The sequence below is a fragment of the Enterobacter cloacae complex sp. FDA-CDC-AR_0132 genome (genome assembly GCF_003010695.1).
In the GTDB taxonomy this organism is placed as follows: domain Bacteria; phylum Pseudomonadota; class Gammaproteobacteria; order Enterobacterales; family Enterobacteriaceae; genus Enterobacter; species Enterobacter ludwigii.
Genome location: NZ_CP027618.1, coordinates 1,473,150 through 1,489,417, shown reverse-complemented (window position 1 = coordinate 1,489,417; position 16,268 = coordinate 1,473,150). Strand labels below are relative to the sequence as shown.

15 protein-coding genes are annotated in these 16,268 nt (G+C 55.4%); 10 read left to right on the top strand and 5 right to left on the bottom strand.

All coding sequences use genetic code 11. From position 1 onward, the window contains the following. Positions 1-40: 40 nt before the first annotated feature. Positions 41-862, bottom strand: a complete 822-nt coding sequence (gene hdfR / locus AM379_RS07290) for an HTH-type transcriptional regulator HdfR (RefSeq protein WP_014172169.1) — start codon at positions 860-862, stop codon at positions 41-43. 118 nt (positions 863-980) lie between these two features. Here hdfR and AM379_RS07285 point away from each other — a divergent pair, with 118 nt between their 5' ends. Next, complete coding sequence (locus AM379_RS07285; protein WP_014172168.1) at positions 981-1,319, top strand: DUF413 domain-containing protein; 339 nt, start codon at positions 981-983, stop codon at positions 1,317-1,319. 27 nt (positions 1,320-1,346) lie between these two features. On the opposite strand, the gene AM379_RS07280 is transcribed toward AM379_RS07285, so the two are convergent. Then, on the bottom strand, positions 1,347-2,867 hold the full coding sequence (locus AM379_RS07280) for a YifB family Mg chelatase-like AAA ATPase (RefSeq protein WP_106503572.1): 1,521 nt from the start codon (positions 2,865-2,867) through the stop codon (positions 1,347-1,349). A gap of 339 nt (positions 2,868-3,206) precedes the next feature. Here AM379_RS07280 and ilvL point away from each other — a divergent pair, with 339 nt between their 5' ends. The 7 genes from ilvL to ilvA all read left to right on the top strand — a co-directional run bounded on the left by ilvL (position 3,207) and on the right by ilvA (position 9,757). Further along, a complete protein-coding gene (gene ilvL / locus AM379_RS07275; RefSeq protein WP_001311244.1) occupies positions 3,207-3,305 on the top strand; it encodes an ilv operon leader peptide in 99 nt (32 codons plus the stop codon). Positions 3,306-3,391: 86 nt separating this feature from the next. Continuing rightward, positions 3,392-3,442, top strand: coding sequence for a peptide IlvX (ilvX, locus tag AM379_RS07270; RefSeq protein WP_102046757.1), 51 nt, complete (start codon positions 3,392-3,394; stop codon positions 3,440-3,442). A gap of 2 nt (positions 3,443-3,444) precedes the next feature. After that, positions 3,445-5,091: an acetolactate synthase 2 catalytic subunit gene (gene ilvG / locus AM379_RS07265; protein WP_106503571.1), complete on the top strand. Its 1,647-nt coding sequence runs from the start codon at positions 3,445-3,447 to the stop codon at positions 5,089-5,091. Further along, positions 5,088-5,351 (top strand): acetolactate synthase 2 small subunit, encoded by a 264-nt coding sequence (gene ilvM / locus AM379_RS07260; RefSeq protein ID WP_014172166.1) that lies wholly within the window; start codon positions 5,088-5,090, stop codon positions 5,349-5,351. Before ilvG ends, ilvM begins: the two co-directional genes overlap by 4 nt. A gap of 18 nt (positions 5,352-5,369) precedes the next feature. Further along, positions 5,370-6,299: a branched-chain-amino-acid transaminase gene (ilvE, locus tag AM379_RS07255; protein WP_025202772.1), complete on the top strand. Its 930-nt coding sequence runs from the start codon at positions 5,370-5,372 to the stop codon at positions 6,297-6,299. 60 nt (positions 6,300-6,359) lie between these two features. After that, positions 6,360-8,210, top strand: coding sequence for a dihydroxy-acid dehydratase (gene ilvD / locus AM379_RS07250; protein ID WP_014172164.1), 1,851 nt, complete (start codon positions 6,360-6,362; stop codon positions 8,208-8,210). A 2-nt stretch (positions 8,211-8,212) separates the two neighbouring features. Then, positions 8,213-9,757 (top strand): threonine ammonia-lyase, biosynthetic, encoded by a 1,545-nt coding sequence (ilvA, locus tag AM379_RS07245; RefSeq protein WP_025202773.1) that lies wholly within the window; start codon positions 8,213-8,215, stop codon positions 9,755-9,757. Here ilvA and ilvY read toward each other — a convergent pair. Further along, entirely contained in the window at positions 9,754-10,644 is an 891-nt protein-coding gene (gene ilvY, locus AM379_RS07240) for an HTH-type transcriptional activator IlvY (protein WP_020882896.1), read from the bottom strand. The genes ilvA and ilvY overlap by 4 nt on opposite strands. 153 nt (positions 10,645-10,797) lie before the next feature. Between ilvY and ilvC the strand changes: the two genes are divergently transcribed. Beyond that, positions 10,798-12,273, top strand: a complete 1,476-nt coding sequence (ilvC, locus tag AM379_RS07235) for a ketol-acid reductoisomerase (protein ID WP_014172161.1) — start codon at positions 10,798-10,800, stop codon at positions 12,271-12,273. Positions 12,274-12,341: 68 nt separating this feature from the next. On the opposite strand, the gene ppiC is transcribed toward ilvC, so the two are convergent. Further along, positions 12,342-12,623, bottom strand: a complete 282-nt coding sequence (gene ppiC / locus AM379_RS07230) for a peptidylprolyl isomerase PpiC (protein WP_008501570.1) — start codon at positions 12,621-12,623, stop codon at positions 12,342-12,344. Between the two features lie 85 nt (positions 12,624-12,708). On the opposite strand from ppiC, the gene rep reads away from it, so the two are divergent. After that, the gene (gene rep / locus AM379_RS07225; RefSeq protein WP_014172160.1) at positions 12,709-14,733 is read left to right on the top strand and encodes a DNA helicase Rep; all 2,025 of its coding nucleotides are present in this window, start codon (positions 12,709-12,711) and stop codon (positions 14,731-14,733) included. Between the two features lie 48 nt (positions 14,734-14,781). On the opposite strand, the gene gppA is transcribed toward rep, so the two are convergent. Then, the gene (gene gppA / locus AM379_RS07220) at positions 14,782-16,266 is read right to left on the bottom strand and encodes a guanosine-5'-triphosphate,3'-diphosphate diphosphatase (protein WP_014172159.1); all 1,485 of its coding nucleotides are present in this window, start codon (positions 16,264-16,266) and stop codon (positions 14,782-14,784) included. Positions 16,267-16,268: the final 2 nt, after the last annotated feature.

Here is a 16,268-nt window from a genome sequence, read left to right as displayed (position 1 = left end):
TCTTCAGACGTTGCCGCCAGCATTTCTGCTGGCGCGTGCATCAATCCATAATATTAATTTTTAGAAGATCTTTTATCTGCGATTGCTTATCGCTGTTCTGGAGCCAGATGGCATACAGCGGTCTGGAAAGCGTGGTGGAGTCCACAACGGTATGCAACCCGGGTTTTGTGTCTGCCCAGCGAACAGGTAACCAGGTGCACCCCTTCAGCAAGGAGAGCTGCTGACAGGCGATCTCCGCAGAGCTGGTTGTTAACTGTGGCACATCATCCGGAGCAATCAATCCCGCCTCGTGTTGCTGGAAATCTGGCCCCCACTCCAGACGCAGATAGGTCAGGTCGGCTTTCATCATGGAAGGCTCGGAGGCATAAAGCGCAAGGCCAAACTGGCCAACAATCTGGCTGCTAAATTCGTCCATTTTGGGGGCTTCGGTCGTGATCAGAAGATCCAGCTGGCGCTCGTGCAGTTGCTTAACGAGCGACTGACGTTGCGCAATCCGCGCTTCAAATTGCAAATGGTTGTGGGAAGGGTAGAGCCGGGTAAGCCACTGACTGAGCATACATTCCCACAACGATGCGCTGGCCCCAATGGAGAACTCGTTATGCCTCGAGGTGTGCGCAACCTCTTTACGTGCCGCCTGCCAGGTATTCATCAGGGTCTCTGCATACGGCAGCAGTTTTTCACCGGCTGGCGTGAGGCGTATGTTGTTGCGGTGGCGGGTAAAAAGATTCACACCCAGTTGATTTTCCAGCTGTCGAATACGAAAACTGACCGCTGACTGCGTCAGGTAAAGGGCTTCCGCTGCTCGCCCAAAGTGGCGCGTTCTGCTCACTTCCAGGAAAGTTTTTAGCAATTCCGTATCCACATCTTTCTCCGCAAAATAATTTGTCGTTATGATTTAAATGTTTTGTTTTACACTCTGTCAAGCGTAACTAATACTCCGCGCCATAAATAGCTCGGCCAAAGAATTAGGAGCGTGTAGGATGGCGGAAAGCTTTACGACGACTAATCGTTTTTTCGACAATAAAAATTATCCACGCGGGTTCTCTCGTCACGGCGATTTCACCATCAAAGAGGCGCAGATGCTTGAGCGTCATGGTTATGCCTTTAACGAGCTGGATCTGGGTAAACGTGAGCCTGCAACTGAAGACGAAAAACAGTTTGTCGCAGTCTGCCGTGGCGAGCGTGAGCCACAGTCTGAAGCAGAACGTGTATGGATCAAGTATATGGCACGCATTAAGCGTCCAAAGCGTTTCCATACGCTGTCTGGCGGTAAGCCGCAGATGGAAGGTGCTGAAGACTACACTGAGTCTGACGACTAACAAGAAAAGGGGCTGTGGCCCCTTTTTTTATGCCAGTAACTTTTGCAGGTGCAGGAGCAAGCGATCGATCGCACGATAGCTTAACGCTTCCTGCAGATGCCGCGTCTCAATGTCAGGGCACTTTTCCACATCGGCGATGGTGCGGGCGACTTTTATAAGACGCTGCCATGCGCGAATGGAAAGCCCAAAGCGCGTCAACGTATCCTCCAGCCAGCATGAATCTTCAGTCTTAAGAGGACAAAACTGCCGAATCTCAGCGTTATCCAGACGGGCATTCAGCTTATGTTGACGCATATACTGCCGGGCCTGCGCGGCGATAACCCGCTCGCGAACCTCCACCGTACTCTCTCCTCTGGCGCTGCTCTGGCTGAGCAGGCCGGGAGGAGGCAAGGGGATTTCCAGCGACAAATCGAAACGATCCAGGAAAGGACCAGATAACTTCCCCAGGTAGCGCAGCGTCTGTTCAGGCGTGGAGCGATTGTGGTTTCCCTGATAATGGCCCGATGGGCTGGGGTTCATTGCCGCTACCAGCTGGAACCGCGCGGGATAGCTTATTTTGGCGCGTGCACGGGAGATATGGATCTCACCCGATTCGATGGGCTCCCTCAGCGCATCCAGAACGCGGCGTTCAAATTCAGGCAGTTCATCCAGAAACAGGATGCCGTTGTGCGCCAGAGAGATCTCTCCCGGCCCTGGTATGGTGCCACCGCCGACCATGGCCGCCAGTGAGGCACTGTGGTGCGGAGAGCGAAACGGGCGACGTCGCCACTGTTTTTGCAATGACACTGAACCCACCAGACTAAATATCGCCGCGCTTTCCAGCGCTTCATGGTTATTAAGTGGAGGCAGTAAACCATTCAACCTGCTCGCCAGCATCGTTTTTCCTGTACCCGGTGGGCCAATCAGCAACAGGTTATGTCCGCCAGCAGCAGTGATCTCCAGCGCCCGCTTCCCCTGCTCCTGGCCGTAAATATCGCTCAGATCGTCCGGGCTTTCTGCCAGGGGATCGCCTGATTCTTCCGGCTCTGACAGCACATGTTGCCCCTCAAGATACGCGCACACTTCCTGTAAATGCCCGGCTAGCAGACATCCTCTCTCGGCTATCAGGCTCACTTCTGCACCATTTTCATTGGCAACAATGATTTGTCGACCTGCGCGAATGGCCTCCAGCGCACCCGAGATGGCACCAGGAACGCCCCTCAGCGCGCCTGTGAGCGCCAGTTCACCGATGAACTCATATGCGCCTAGTCTGCAGCTGTTAAGCTGCTCAGAGGCGGCGAGGAGCGCTATAGCGATAGGTAAATCATATCGCCCTCCCTCTTTAGGCAAGTCTGCAGGCGCAAGGTTGATGGTGATTTTCTTTGCCGGAAAGGTATAACCGCTATTAATAATCGCACTGCGCACCCGATCTCTGGCTTCCTTTACCGTGGTCTCCGGCAATCCAACCAGCGTCAGCCCGGGCAGCCCGTTGCTGAGATGAACTTCTACCGAAATAAGCGGTGCTTTTACTCCAATGGCCGCACGGGTATAAACAACTGACAGTGACATAAGCACCTCCTTAAGTGATGACTATGCCCGTGACCGATATGCATGTTTAGCCACATTTAGCGGATTTACGCATCCTCTTCCGAGGTTTTAACGTCAAGATGTAACCTTTTCTTTTCTGTGGAACCCTGCTCGCAAAAAAATGAACAGGCGACATGCCGCTCTGTCCGTGCTGAAAAAATGAAAAATATTCACTATCTAATTTCTTCATATAAAACAATACGTTCAGAAAATATGATTCGCAGACTAACGAAACCAGCCATAAATAAATCTTGTGTTTGATTTAAAAACTGTGATACCTCTTTAGGTATTCCTTCGAACAAGATGCAAAAAGAACTGAAAATGACAGCCCTTCTACGAGTGATTAGCCTGGTCGTGATTAGCGTGGTGGTGATTATTATCCCACCGTGCGGGGCTGCACTTGGACGAGGAAAGGCTTAGAAATCAAGCCTTAACGAACTAAGACCCCCGCACCGAAAGGTCCGGGGGTTTTTTTATGACTAAAAAACTTACACGAGGAGCAGAGAATGACTAATAGCACAAAATTCTGTTTCTCCCGATTTATGACGGGGAACTAACTATGAATGGTGCACAGTGGGTAGTACATGCGTTGCGCGCACAGGGAGTCGACACTGTCTTCGGTTATCCGGGGGGCGCAATAATGCCGATTTACGATGCATTGTATGACGGCGGCGTGGAACACCTCTTGTGCCGACACGAGCAGGGCGCAGCGATGGCCGCCATTGGCTATGCACGTGCCACCGGTAAAACCGGTGTCTGCATGGCAACCTCAGGGCCGGGTGCCACAAACCTGATCACCGGCCTGGCGGATGCACTGCTTGATTCCGTTCCCGTTGTCGCCATCACCGGTCAGGTGGCCTTGCCCCTCATTGGTACTGATGCCTTCCAGGAAGTGGACGTGCTCGGCTTGTCACTGGCCTGCACCAAACACAGCTTCCTCGTTCAGTCTCTGGAAGAGCTGCCGCGTGTGATGGCAGAGGCGTTTGAGGTGGCAAACTCTGGTCGCCCTGGACCGGTTCTGGTTGATATCCCGAAAGATATCCAGGTTGCTCTGGGCGATCTGGAACCGCACTTCTCCACCGTTGAAAGCGACGATGCATTCCCGCACGCCGCGGTGGAAGAGGCGCGGCAGATGATTGCCCACGCTAAACAACCGATGTTGTACGTAGGGGGTGGGGTTGGTATGGCACAGGCCGTTCCCGCCCTGCGCGAATTCATCGCGGTTACGCAAATGCCCGCCACCTGTACGTTGAAAGGTCTTGGCGCGGTAGATGCTGACTATCCTTACTATCTGGGAATGCTGGGGATGCACGGTACCAAAGCGGCGAACCTGGCCGTGCAGGCGTGTGACTTGCTGATCGCCGTAGGTGCCCGTTTTGATGATCGTGTCACCGGCAAGCTGAATACCTTCGCGCCGAATGCTAACGTGATCCACATGGATATCGACCCGGCGGAGATGAACAAACTGCGTCAGGCGCATGTGGCCCTGCAGGGCAATCTCAACACGTTATTACCGGCTTTACAGCAGCCTCTGAAAATCGACGCATGGCGTCAGCACACCGCCGATATGCGCGTTGAACATGCCTGGCGTTACGACCATCCTGGTGACGCCATCTATGCGCCACTGCTGTTAAAGCAATTGTCCGACCGTAAACCGGCAGACTGTGTGGTCACGACGGATGTAGGCCAACACCAGATGTGGTCAGCACAGCACATGACTTACACGCGCCCGGAAAACTTCATTACCTCCAGCGGCTTAGGGACGATGGGCTTCGGTCTCCCTGCCGCGGTTGGGGCGCAGGTTGCCCGCCCAAACGATACGGTTATCTGTATCTCCGGTGACGGCTCTTTCATGATGAACGTGCAGGAGCTGGGCACCGTTAAGCGCAAGCAGTTACCGTTGAAAATCGTCTTGCTCGATAACCAGCGTTTAGGAATGGTTCGTCAGTGGCAACAGCTGTTTTTCCAGGAACGCTACAGTGAGACTACCCTGACGGATAACCCCGATTTCCTCATTCTGGCCAGCGCCTTTGGTATCCCTGGCCAGCACATCACCCGTAAAGACCAGGTTGAAGCGGCACTCGACACCATGCTGTCAAGCGAAGGGCCGTACCTGCTTCATGTCTCAATCGACGAGCTTGAGAATGTCTGGCCGTTGGTACCGCCAGGTGCCAGTAACTCACAAATGCTGGAGAAATTATCATGATGCAACATCAGGTCGCCGTGCAGGCTCGCTTCAATCCAGAGACATTAGAACGCGTTTTGCGTGTGGTGCGTCACCGTGGCTTTCAGATTTGCTCTATGAATATGGAGACGGCCACTGATGCTCAAAATATCAGTATCGAATTAACCGTTGCCAGCCCGCGGTCGGTCGACTTACTGTTTAGTCAGTTAACAAAACTGGTAGACGTTGCACATGTTGCCATCTGCCAGAGCACAACCACATCACAACAGATCCGTGCTTAAGCGCGACAGGAAGAGAAAATGACGACAAAAAAAGCTGATTACATTTGGTTCAATGGTGAGATGGTTCGCTGGGAGGACGCGAAAGTCCACGTTATGTCCCACGCGCTGCATTACGGTACCTCTGTCTTCGAAGGCATCCGTTGCTACGACTCACACAAAGGGCCAGTGGTGTTCCGTCATCGCGAACACATGCAGCGTCTGCATGACTCAGCCAAAATTTATCGTTTCCCGGTTTCTCAGAGCGTGGATGAGCTGATGGAAGCCTGCCGCGACGTGATTCGTAAGAACAACCTCACCAGTGCCTATATTCGTCCGCTGGTGTTTGTAGGTGATGTGGGCATGGGCGTGAACCCGCCAGCCGGTTATACCACCGATGTGATCATTGCTGCGTTCCCGTGGGGTGCTTATCTGGGGGCTGAAGCCCTGGAGCAGGGGATCGACGCAATGGTTTCTTCCTGGAACCGCGTGGCACCAAACACGATCCCGACGGCGGCAAAAGCGGGCGGTAACTACCTCTCCTCACTGCTGGTCGGTAGCGAAGCGCGCCGTCACGGTTATCAGGAAGGTATCGCGCTGGACGTGAATGGCTATATCTCTGAAGGTGCAGGTGAAAACCTGTTCGAAGTGAAAGACGGCATTCTGTTTACGCCGCCATTTACCTCTTCCGCTCTGCCGGGCATTACCCGTGACGCCATCATCAAGCTGGCAAAAGATTTGGGTATCGAAGTCCGTGAGCAGGTCCTGTCCCGCGAATCCCTGTACCTGGCCGATGAAGTGTTCATGTCCGGTACCGCGGCGGAAATTACGCCGGTTCGTAGCGTAGACGGTATTCAGGTTGGTGCTGGCCGCTGTGGTCCGGTCACCAAACGTATTCAGCAAGCCTTCTTTGGCCTCTTCACCGGTGAAACGGAAGATAAATACGGCTGGCTGGATCAGGTTAATCAATAAGCATAAATATGGGACGGCACGCACCGTCCCATTCAATAGTCAGACGGGAGTAAATAAAGCATGCCTAAGTATCGTTCCGCCACCACCACTCATGGCCGTAACATGGCGGGTGCCCGCGCACTGTGGCGCGCCACCGGGATGACCGACGCCGATTTCGGTAAGCCTATTATCGCCGTGGTGAACTCCTTCACCCAGTTTGTGCCGGGCCACGTGCACCTGCGCGATCTCGGCAAACTCGTTGCCGAGCAAATCGAAGCCTCCGGCGGTGTGGCGAAAGAGTTCAACACCATTGCGGTGGATGACGGTATCGCGATGGGTCACGGGGGTATGCTCTATTCACTGCCGTCGCGTGAGCTGATCGCCGACTCGGTGGAGTATATGGTGAACGCCCACTGCGCGGATGCCATGGTTTGTATCTCCAACTGCGACAAAATTACCCCGGGGATGCTGATGGCTTCCCTGCGTCTGAACATTCCGGTGATCTTCGTCTCCGGCGGTCCAATGGAAGCGGGTAAAACCAAGCTTTCCGATAAAATCATCAAGCTCGACCTGGTCGATGCGATGATTCAGGGCGCGGATCCAAAAGTTTCTGATGAGCAAAGCGATCAGGTTGAACGTTCTGCGTGTCCAACCTGTGGCTCCTGCTCAGGTATGTTCACCGCGAACTCCATGAACTGTCTGACCGAAGCGCTGGGTCTGTCTCAGCCGGGCAACGGCTCGCTGCTGGCGACCCACGCCGACCGTAAACAGCTGTTCCTCAATGCCGGTAAACGCATCGTTGAGCTGACCAAACGCTACTACGAGCAAGATGATGAAAGCGCGCTGCCGCGTAATATCGCCAGCAAAGCCGCGTTTGAAAATGCCATGACGCTGGATATCGCCATGGGCGGTTCCACCAACACCGTTCTCCACCTGCTGGCCGCTGCGCAGGAAGCTGAAATCGACTTCACCATGAGCGATATCGACAAGCTGTCCCGCAAAGTACCGCAGCTCTGTAAAGTTGCGCCGAGTACTCAGAAATACCACATGGAAGATGTCCACCGTGCGGGTGGCGTACTGGGTATTCTCGGTGAGCTGGATCGCGCCGGGCTGCTGAACCGCAACGTCAAAAACGTGCTCGGCCTGACGCTGCCGGAGTCGCTGGACAAATACGACGTCATGCTCACGAAAGACGATGCGGTGAAAAAGATGTTCCGCGCCGGCCCGGCAGGTATTCGTACCACCCAGGCCTTCTCACAGGATTGCCGCTGGGACACGCTGGATGACGATCGTGCAGAAGGCTGTATTCGCTCACTGGAACATGCCTACAGCAAGGACGGCGGTCTGGCCGTGCTCTACGGTAACTTTGCAGAAAACGGCTGTATTGTAAAAACCGCAGGCGTGGATGACAGTATTCTCAAATTCACCGGCCCGGCAAAAGTGTACGAAAGCCAGGACGACGCGGTAGAGGCTATTCTCGGTGGTAAAGTGGTGGAAGGCGACGTGGTTGTCATTCGCTACGAAGGGCCGAAAGGCGGGCCGGGCATGCAGGAGATGCTCTATCCCACCACCTTCCTGAAATCCATGGGCCTCGGTAAAGCCTGTGCGCTGATCACCGACGGACGTTTCTCTGGCGGTACGTCTGGTCTCTCCATTGGCCACGTGTCACCGGAAGCGGCAAGCGGCGGCAACATTGCGATTATTGAAGATGGCGATTTGATCGAAATTGATATCCCGAATCGCGGTATTCAGTTGAAACTGAGCGACCAGGACATTGCGGCGCGTCGTGAAGCCCAGGAAGCTCGCGGTGACAAAGCCTGGACGCCAAAAGATCGCCAGCGCGACGTCTCCTTCGCCCTGCGTGCCTATGCGAGCCTTGCCACCAGTGCAGATAAAGGCGCGGTGCGCGACAAATCGAAACTTGGGGGCTAATGATGGCCGAGTCGCAACCGTTATCCGCCGCCCCTGAGGGGGCGGAATACCTCAGGGCGGTGCTACGTGCACCGGTCTATGAAGCCGTGCAGGTTACGCCGCTGCAGAAGATGGAGAAACTCTCCTCGCGCCTCGACAACGTGATTCTGGTGAAACGCGAAGACCGTCAGCCGGTACACAGCTTCAAGCTGCGTGGCGCCTACGCGATGATGGCCGGGTTGACCGATGAGCAAAAAGCGCGGGGGGTGATTACCGCCTCTGCGGGCAACCACGCGCAGGGCGTCGCGTTCTCCTCTGCGCGCCTGGGGCTGAAAGCGCTGATTGTTATGCCGGTTGCTACTGCCGATATCAAAGTGGATGCCGTACGCGGTTTCGGCGGTGAAGTGTTGCTCCACGGCGCAAACTTTGACGAAGCCAAAGCCAAAGCGATAGAGCTGGCGCAGCAACAGGGGTTTACCTGGGTGCCGCCGTTCGATCATCCGATGGTCATTGCCGGACAGGGGACGCTGGCGCTTGAGCTGCTGCAACAGGATGCACATCTCGACCGCGTCTTCGTGCCGGTTGGCGGTGGCGGCCTCGCGGCGGGCGTAGCGGTGCTGATCAAACAGCTGATGCCGCAAATCAAAGTGATTGCCGTTGAGGCGGAAGACTCGGCCTGTCTGAAAGCGGCGCTGGATGCCGGTCATCCGGTGGACTTACCACGCGTCGGGCTGTTTGCTGAAGGCGTGGCGGTTAAACGCATTGGCGATGAAACCTTCCGTCTTTGCCAGGAGTATCTTGACGATATTATCACCGTCGACAGCGACGCCATTTGCGCCGCAATGAAAGATCTGTTCGAAGATGTGCGTGCGGTAGCGGAACCTTCCGGCGCGCTGGCGCTGGCGGGGATGAAGAAATACATCGCGCAGCACAACATCCGCGGCGAGCGTCTGGCGCATGTCCTTTCTGGTGCCAACGTGAACTTCCACGGTCTGCGCTATGTTTCCGAACGCTGCGAGCTGGGTGAGCAACGCGAAGCGCTGCTGGCGGTTACCATCCCGGAAGAGAAGGGCAGCTTCCTGAAGTTTTGTCAGCTGTTGGGCGGCCGTTCAGTCACGGAGTTTAACTACCGTTTTGCCGACGCCCGAGATGCCTGCATTTTTGTCGGCGTACGGTTAAGCCGTGGTCTGGAAGAGCGTAAAGAGATCCTCCACCTGCTCCACGAAGGTGGCTACAGCGTCGTGGATCTCTCCGACGATGAGATGGCGAAACTGCACGTGCGTTACATGGTGGGCGGGCGTCCGTCGAAGCCGCTGCAGGAACGTCTCTATAGCTTCGAGTTCCCGGAGTCACCGGGCGCGTTGCTCAAGTTCCTGCATACGCTGGGCACGCACTGGAACATCTCTCTGTTCCACTACCGCAGCCACGGTACCGATTATGGACGCGTGCTGGCCGCCTTCGAACTGGGCGAGCACGAGCCTGATTTCGAAACGCGGCTGAACGAGCTGGGCTATGAGTGTCACGATGAAACCCATAACCCGGCGTTCAGGTTCTTCCTGGCAGGCTAGTGGTTAGGCAGTATCTGCCAGAAGGCATCAATAAGCGGCTCCTGCAGCCGCTTTTTTTGTGCGCATACGCCAAGCTCAAACGGCGTTTTTTCGTCGCTGCGCTCCAGAATCATCACGCGATTACGCACCGGTTCCGGGCTGTTCTCCAGGACCACTTCCGGCAGCAGTGCCACGCCGCAACCCAGCGCCACCATTGACACCATCGCCTCATGCCCGCCAACCGTCGCGTAAATCGACGGGTTGCTGATCTTCTGGCGACGAAACCAGAGCTCAATACGACGGCGCACCGGCCCCTGATCGGCCATGATAAAAGGCACCGTGGACCAGTCCGGTTTTTCCACCGACACCTGATTACGCACCGGGCAGGGTAACGCGGGGGCAATCAACACGACCGCCAGGTTCTCCAGCATTGAGAACGCGACAGCGCCCGGCAGGGTTTCGGGTTTCCCGGCAATGGCGAGATCCGCCTCGCCTGTCACCACTTTTTCCATTGCGTCGGCAGCATCACCGGTGGTGAGTTTAATTTCCACCGACGGTTGTTCTGCGCGAAAGCGGTCAAGAATCGGCGGCAGATGGCTATAGGCCGCGGTCACGGAGCAGAAAATATGCAGCTCGCCGGACAGCGATGGCCCTTTCTGGTCAATGGTGTGTCGCAGCTGCTGATACTGCAGCAGCGTTTGTTGGGCAAAGACCCGTAACTCCTCACCGGCCTCCGTCAGGGTGACGGTACGGTTGTCGCGTACAAACAGAGGCTGGCCGAGGTCTTCCTCAAGGCGCTGGATCTGGCGCGAAAGCGTGGAGGGACTGACGTGCATCGCCCGGGCGCTGCGCCCAAAGTGACGGCTTTCCGCCAGATGCAGGAACATTTTCAGATCGCGTAAATCCACTGATTTCACTCCCCCTTTTTACATTGCAAATATTGCAACGTGACGTTGTGAATATATCAATTTCCGCAATAAATTTCCTGTCATATAGTAAGTTCATTCTCGCAAAAGCGAACCGAACAATAAGCACAACAACACAACATCACGGAGTCCATTATGGCTAACTACTTTAATACACTGAATTTGCGCCAGCAGCTGGCGCAGCTGGGCAAATGCCGCTTTATGGCGCGCGACGAATTTGCCGATGGCGCGAGCTACCTTCAGGGTAAAAAAGTGGTCATCGTTGGCTGCGGCGCCCAGGGTCTGAACCAGGGCCTGAACATGCGTGACTCCGGTCTGGATATTTCCTACGCCCTGCGTAAAGAAGCGATTGCTGAGAAGCGTGCGTCCTGGCGCAAAGCGACCGAAAACGGTTTTAAAGTCGGTACCTACGAAGAACTGATCCCCCAGGCAGACCTGGTGGTTAACCTGACGCCAGACAAACAGCACTCTGACGTTGTGCGTTCCGTGCAGCCGCTGATGAAAGACGGTGCGGCGTTGGGTTACTCCCACGGCTTTAACATCGTTGAAGTGGGCGAGCAGATCCGTAAAGACATCACCGTTGTGATGGTGGCACCGAAGTGCCCGGGTACAGAAGTACGTGAAGAGTACAAACGTGGCTTCGGCGTACCAACGCTTATCGCCGTTCACCCGGAAAACGATCCGAAAGGCGAAGGTATGGCGATCGCCAAAGCATGGGCTGCAGCAACGGGTGGCCACCGTGCGGGCGTTCTGGAATCGTCTTTCGTCGCGGAAGTTAAATCTGACCTGATGGGTGAGCAAACCATCCTGTGCGGTATGCTGCAGGCGGGCTCTCTGTTGTGCTTCGACAAGCTGGTGGAAGAGGGGACAGACCCGGCATACGCAGAAAAACTGATTCAGTTCGGCTGGGAAACGATCACCGAAGCGCTGAAGCAGGGCGGTATCACGCTGATGATGGACCGTCTGTCCAACCCGGCGAAACTGCGTGCTTACGCGCTGTCTGAACAGCTGAAAACGATCATGGCACCGCTGTTCCAGAAACATATGGATGACATTATCTCCGGCGAGTTCTCTTCCGGCATGATGGCGGACTGGGCTAACGACGATAAGAAACTGCTGACCTGGCGTGAAGAGACCGGTAAAACCGCTTTTGAAACCGCCCCACAGTTTGAAGGTAAAATCGGCGAGCAGGAGTACTTCGATAAAGGCGTTCTGATGATTGCGATGGTGAAAGCTGGCGTTGAGCTGGCGTTCGAAACCATGGTGGATTCCGGCATCATCGAAGAGTCTGCCTACTATGAATCACTGCACGAGCTGCCGCTGATTGCGAACACCATCGCCCGTAAGCGTCTGTATGAAATGAACGTGGTTATCTCTGATACCGCCGAGTATGGCAACTACCTGTTCTCTTACGCTTGCGTACCGCTGCTGAAAGAGTTCATGACAACCCTGCAGCCGGGCGATCTGGGCAAAGCGATTGCGGAAGGTGCTGTGGATAACGCGCAGCTGCGCGATGTAAACGAAGCCATTCGCGGCCATGAAATCGAGAAAGTGGGTCAGAAACTGCGTGGCTACATGACCGATATGAAACGTATCGCGGTAGCAGGTTAATAACCGGGCGGGCTGATGCCCTGACCTGACTAAACGTACAAGGCCTTCTCTCAGAGAAGGCCTTGCTGTTATTTGCGGTACAGAACCTTAATTACATGGTAGCCAAACTGCGTATGCAGTGGGCCAGTGGGTTCCAGCACCGGGCAGGAAAAGACCACTTTATCGAACGCCGGAACCATTTGACCCTGACGGAATTCACCTAAATCACCGCCGCGTTTACCTGACGGACAAATAGAGTGTTTCTTCGCCAGTTTGCCGAAGTCGGCGCCGTTTTTGATCTGCTCGAGAAGATCCAGAGCCAGTTTTTCTTCTTTTACAAGGATATGCAGTGCTGCCGCGGTTTTTGCCATGATCGTGCCTTGAGTGGTATGGATTAGGCTCGCTATACTACCACGCTGTTATTCTCCCCTCCTGACTTTCATTGAGTGATCATTTATGCGTTTAAACCCCGGACAACAACAAGCCGTCGAATTTGTCACTGGACCCTGTCTGGTGCTGGCGGGCGCGGGATCCGGCAAAACGCGCGTCATCACCAATAAGATTGCCCACCTGATCCGCGGCTGCGGATATCAGGCTCGCCACATCGCGGCGGTGACGTTTACTAACAAAGCAGCGCGCGAGATGAAAGAGCGTGTCGGCCAGACGCTGGGGCGTAAAGAGGCGCGCGGTCTGATGATTTCCACCTTCCATACGCTGGGGCTGGATATCATCAAACGTGAATACGCCGCGCTGGGGATGAAATCCAACTTCTCACTGTTTGACGATACCGACCAGGTGGCCCTGCTCAAGGAGCTCACCGAGGGGCTGATCGAAGATGATAAGGTTCTGCTGCAGCAGCTGATCTCAACGATCTCCAACTGGAAAAACGATCTGATGACCCCGGCCCAGGCCGCGGCAATCGCCAAAGGCGAGCGGGATCGGATCTTCGCCCACTGCTACGGTCTGTACGATGCGCATATGAAAGCCTGTAACGTACTGGATTTCGACGACTTGATCCTGCTTCCCACGCTACTGCTGCAGCGTAATGAAGAGGTGCGTGAGCGCTGGCAGAATAAAATCCGCTACCTGCTGGTGGATGAGTATCAGGACACCAATACCAGCCAGTATGAACTGGTGAAACTGCTGGTGGGACAGCGCGCGCGTTTCACGGTGGTCGGTGATGACGATCAGTCCATTTACTCCTGGCGCGGTGCGCGTCCGCAAAACCTGGTCCTGCTGAGCAAAGATTTCCCGGCGCTGCAGGTGATCAAACTGGAGCAGAACTACCGTTCCTCCGGGCGTATCCTTAAAGCCGCGAATATCCTGATCGCCAACAACCCGCATGTGTTCGAAAAACGCCTGTTCTCCGAACTGGGTTACGGTACAGAGCTAAAAGTGCTCAGCGCCAACAATGAAGAGCACGAAGCGGAGCGGGTCACAGGCGAACTCATCGCCCACCACTTCGTCAATAAAACCGAATACAAAGACTACGCGATCCTCTATCGCGGCAACCACCAGTCACGCGTCTTTGAAAAGATGCTGATGCAAAACCGCATCCCGTACAAAATTTCGGGCGGGACCTCCTTTTTCTCGCGGCCCGAAATCAAAGATCTTCTGGCCTACCTGCGTGTGCTCACTAACCCGGATGATGACAGCGCGTTTCTGCGTATCGTGAATACCCCGAAACGGGAAATTGGCCCGGCGACGCTACAAAAGCTTGGCGAGTGGGCGATGACGCGTAATAAGAGTCTGTTTACCGCCAGCTTCGATATGGGGCTGAGTCAGACGCTCACCGGACGCGGCTACGATTCATTAACCCGCTTTACCCACTGGCTTGGTGAAGTGCAGCGGCTGGCAGAGCGCGAACCTATCGCCGCCGTGCGCGACCTTATCCACGGTATCGACTACGAGTCCTGGCTGTATGAAACCTCCGCCAGTCCGAAAGCGGCCGAGATGCGCATGAAAAACGTTAACCAGCTGTTCAGCTGGATGACTGAAATGCTGGAAGGCTCGGAGATTGATGAACCGATGACCCTGACGCAGGTCGTTACCCGCTTTACCCTGCGCGATATGATGGAGCGCGGCGAGAGCGAAGAAGAGGCCGATCAGGTTCAGCTGATGACGCTGCATGCATCAAAAGGTCTGGAATTCCCGTATGTCTATCTGGTTGGCATGGAAGAGGGGTTACTGCCGCACCAGAGCAGCATTGATGAAGATAACGTCGATGAGGAGCGCCGTCTGGCCTATGTAGGCATCACGCGCGCTCAGAAAGAGCTGACCTTCACGCTGTGCAAAGAGCGTAGACAATATGGTGAACTGGTGCGCCCGGAGCCGAGCCGTTTCCTGCTGGAACTTCCGCAGGACGACCTCATCTGGGAGCAGGAGCGTAAAGTGATTACGGCTGAAGAGCGGATGCATAAGGGGCAGGCGAACGTCGCTAACATCCGCGCCATGCTGGCGAAAGCCAAAGAGAAGGGATAGGTTGTTACACGCCCGGCAAGCGTAGCGCTACCGGGCATGTCCGCCCTGTTATTTCACCTCAAGCACCCAGTGTACGTAGCTCTGCCACTGACACTCCTGCTCGACCATCTCCGCCCCAAGCGGATGATTATCCAGCCAGTTTTCCGGCAACGTCAGCGAAAGTTTCTCGTCATCCGCCACCAGATTGAGTGCCGGCAGCAAATCATCGCGGCGGCGGCTGGCAAACAAAATAGCCAGACGCAGCAGGCGGCACATATGCTCGGCCACGCGCGGCGGTACGGCGTTTTGCTGATGCAAAGAGGAGAGGTCAACGGCATTGGTCTGGTTCAGCAGCAGCGTTGCCAGCAACTTTTTCTGCGCAGGGGTATAGCCGGGTAAATCGAGGTTACGCACCAGATAAGCGGCATGAGCCGGGGCCTGTTTGAAATCAATGCTCAGCCCGATTTCATGCAGTGCACAGGCACTTAGCAGCAGATCACGACTCAAAGGGTCCAGATCCCAGGCGTTAGCCACATGATCGGCGAAGCGTGACGCCAGCTGTGCCACGCGGCCTGCCTGATCGATATCAACCAGGAAACGACGCTGCACGTTTCGCAGGGTACGGCTGCGAATGTCCTGATCGACCGACAGGTGCAACATCCCGTAGACCAGACCTTCACGCAGCGCGCCACCCGCCAGCGTCATACATTTGATGTTCAGCTCGGTGAAAATGGCGATCAGGATCGCGAGCCCGCTCGGGAATACCAGCGCGCGTTCAAGCGTCAGGCCTTCAATTTCCAGCTCTTCCAGACGCCCGCACTGAATGGCCCGCTGTTTAAGCTGCTGAAGCTTGGCAAGCGTGATTCGCTCATCCATGCCCTGCGCCATCATAATTTCCTGCAATGCCTGCACGGTACCGGAGGCCCCCACGCAGACTTTCCAGCCGTGGTAGCGCAGTTCGTCCATCACCGGGCGTAACACCTCGCGTGCGGCAGTTTCCGCCTCGTCGAAGTTCTCCTGACCCAGATTGCGGTCAGTAAAGTAGCGCTCAAGCCAGGTTACGCAACCCATCGACAGGCTGAATAGCGACGTTGCCTGCGCACCGGTGCCGGTCACGAGTTCGGTACTGGCGCCCCCGATATCCACAACCAGACGACGATCGTCGCCTCCCGTGGTGTGCGCAACGCCCTGATAAATCAGGCGCGCTTCTTCTTCACCGCTGATAACCTGCACCGGACAACCGAGAATTTCCTGCGCTTTGGCAATAAAATCCACGGCGTTAACCGCCAGGCGGAGTGTTGCAGTGGCGACGACGGTGATTTGGGAATGCGGGATATCCTGCAGACGCTCTGCAAAGAGTCGCAGGCACTGCCAGCCACGTTCCATGGCTTCAGGAGAGAGGTGATTATCGCTGCTCAGGCCCGCCGCGAGGCGGACCTTGCGCTTAATGCGCGTCAGCGTTTGTATGCTTCCCGCCACCTCGCGCACAACCAGCATATGAAAACTATTCGAACCGAGATCAATTGCCGCATAAAGCGAGGTGGAGCTGAGCATAA